The 2,303-nt window shown below is 76.7% G+C and carries 3 protein-coding genes; 1 reads left to right on the top strand and 2 read right to left on the bottom strand.

What is annotated here, in order from left to right; all coding sequences use genetic code 11:
• Positions 1-153: 153 nt before the first annotated feature.
• Positions 154-1,401, top strand: coding sequence for a DNA glycosylase AlkZ-like family protein (locus tag GTW08_RS06120; protein ID WP_073578273.1), 1,248 nt, complete (start codon positions 154-156; stop codon positions 1,399-1,401).
• Between the two features lie 4 nt (positions 1,402-1,405).
• On the opposite strand, the gene GTW08_RS06115 is transcribed toward GTW08_RS06120, so the two are convergent.
• A complete protein-coding gene (locus tag GTW08_RS06115; RefSeq protein ID WP_073578115.1) occupies positions 1,406-1,630 on the bottom strand; it encodes a hypothetical protein in 225 nt (74 codons plus the stop codon).
• A gap of 66 nt (positions 1,631-1,696) precedes the next feature.
• Positions 1,697-2,303, bottom strand: a 607-nt coding sequence (locus tag GTW08_RS06110; protein ID WP_161151552.1) for a DUF4097 family beta strand repeat-containing protein, incomplete at its 5' end; no start/stop codon positions are given.

Raw genomic sequence — 2,303 nt, 5'->3', positions numbered from 1 at the left:
GCCGGCGGCCCCGGCGGCCCACCGCCCGGCAGCTGACCGGCCGGATGTCACCCGGCGCGGTGCCGCGGGTCCGGTGCCGCCCGTGTGGTGCGGCCCGGCCGCCGGTCCGGGCGGCACCGGATCCTGTCGGTGCCCCGTGGCAGCATCCCGGCCGTGCGCACGCTCTCAGCCGATGTCGCCCGTCGGACGTTCCTCGCGGCCCAGGGCTTCACCGACCCACGGCCGTCCGGGCCGGTCACCCGTCGTCATCTCGGACGGGTGCTGGACCGGGTGAAGCTGCTGCAGCTCGACTCGGTCAACATCGCGGTGCGCGCGCACTACATGCCGCTGTTCAGCAGGCTCGGTGCCTACCCCGCCGCCCTCCTCGACGACGCCGCCTGGTCGCCCGACGCGCGCCGCCCACGGCTGCTGGTGGAGACCTGGGCGCACGAGGCGAGTCTGGTCCCGGTCCGGGACATGCCGCTGCTCTCGCACGAGGCGTTGCCGCGGCGCTGGTGGAAGCACTACGGCCCGCTGCTGGAGAAGCACCCGGCCCTGGCCGGGGACATCCTCGACGTCGTCGCGGAGTCCGGGCCGCTGGGTGCCGGTGCGATCGAGAAGGCGCTCGCCCCGCACGGACGGGCCGGTGAGGTGCGCCCGCGCCCCCCGGGCGCGACGTGGTGGGAGCGCTCGGAGGTCAAGCGGGTCTGCGAGTACCTGTTCGCGACCGGCGAGCTGTCGGTCGGCACCCGTGTCCACTTCGAACGCCACTACGACCTGCCCTCGCGTGTGCTGCCCCCGGAGGTCCTCGCGCAGCCCGTACCGGACCCGGCGGACGCCGCGCGCGAGCTCGTGGCCAGGTCCGCGTCCGCGCTGGGCATCGGTACCGAGACCGACCTGCGCGACTACTACCGGCTCGGCCCGGAGCGCACCCGCACCGCGATCGCCGAACTCGTCGACGCGGGTGCCCTGGAACCGGTGACCGTGCGCGGCTGGGCCCGGCCCGCCTACCGGGACCCGGCGGCCCGGGTGCCGCGCGCGGTGACCGGCCGGGCGCTGCTGTGCCCGTTCGACCCGCTGGTGTGGGAGCGGGACCGGACCGAGCGGATCTTCGGGTTCCGCTACCGCATCGAGATCTACGTGCCGGAGCCGAAGCGGGAGTACGGCTACTACGTCTTCCCGTTCCTGCTCGACGGTGAGCTCGTCGGACGGGTCGACCTCAAGGCCGACCGGGCGGCCGGGGTGCTGCGAGTGCCCGGCGCGTTCGCCGAGCCCGGGGCGAGCGCCCCGCGCCTGCGGATCGCGGCCGAGCTGGCCGGGGAGCTCGCGACGATGGCGGGCTGGCTCGGGCTCGACGGCGTCGCCGTGGGGGAGCGCGGCGACCTGGCCGCCGAGCTCCGGGCCGAGGTCGCCGCCGCCTGAGCCTTCAGGCGGGGTCGAGGCGGAACACGGCGATCGTGTCCAGGTGCTCGGCGACCTGCTCCTCGGTGGCGTCGGCCGGCACCGGGAACGCCGACAGCGCCCACGGTACGTCGCGTGCCCGCAGGTAGCCGACGACGACGGCCGCGGCCTCGGCGCGCCCGGGCTCGACCGCGCGGTGCGGCTCGTCGCCCGTGACTGAGCGGATCGCGCACTCCGGCGTGCTGTCCACGACGCCGAGCCTACGCCGGTACCTCGCTCGCCGATCATCTCGATGAACGAGGTACCGGTCGCAGGGTCAGACCGCGCCGGCCGACGCCCGGGTCACGAGTACGTCGCCGCTGCCGGTGCGTCCGGACAGCCGCACCGCGGGCGCCGTGGACGGGGTGTCGTGGCGGACGTCGAGCTCGGATCGGGCGCGGCCCGACCCGGTCGACAGGTCCAGCTCGGCGGCCACACCGGAGTGCACCCCGACCCGGACCGACCCCGACCCGGTGCCGAGCCGGACGTCACCGGAGACCGCGTCGGCGACGACGACGTCCCCCGACCCCGAGCGCACCTCGAGGTCCGCGGTGAGCTCGCCGACGCGGACGTCGCCGCTGCCGGTCCGGATGCGCGACGCGCCGCCGAGCGACCCGGCCTCGACGCCGCCGGAGCCGGCACGCAGATGCGCCCGGCCCGAGCACGTGCCCAGGTCGATCGACCCCGAGCCGGTGGTGACGTCGGCGTCGCCGTGCACCTGGGCCACGCGGGCCGCGCCGGACCCGGTCCGCACCGCGGCCCAGGACGCCCGGCCGGTCAGCTCGACCGAGGCCGCGCCGGTCCGTACCGCGGGCCGCGACCCGGCGGGGGCGGAGACGGTGACCACGAGCGGCACCGCGCCGAGGGCCGGGTCGTCCGCCCCG

Source organism: Pseudonocardia sp. SID8383, assembly GCF_009864975.1.
In the GTDB taxonomy this organism is placed as follows: domain Bacteria; phylum Actinomycetota; class Actinomycetes; order Mycobacteriales; family Pseudonocardiaceae; genus Pseudonocardia; species Pseudonocardia alni.
This window is presented reverse-complemented; position numbering and strand designations above follow the sequence as displayed.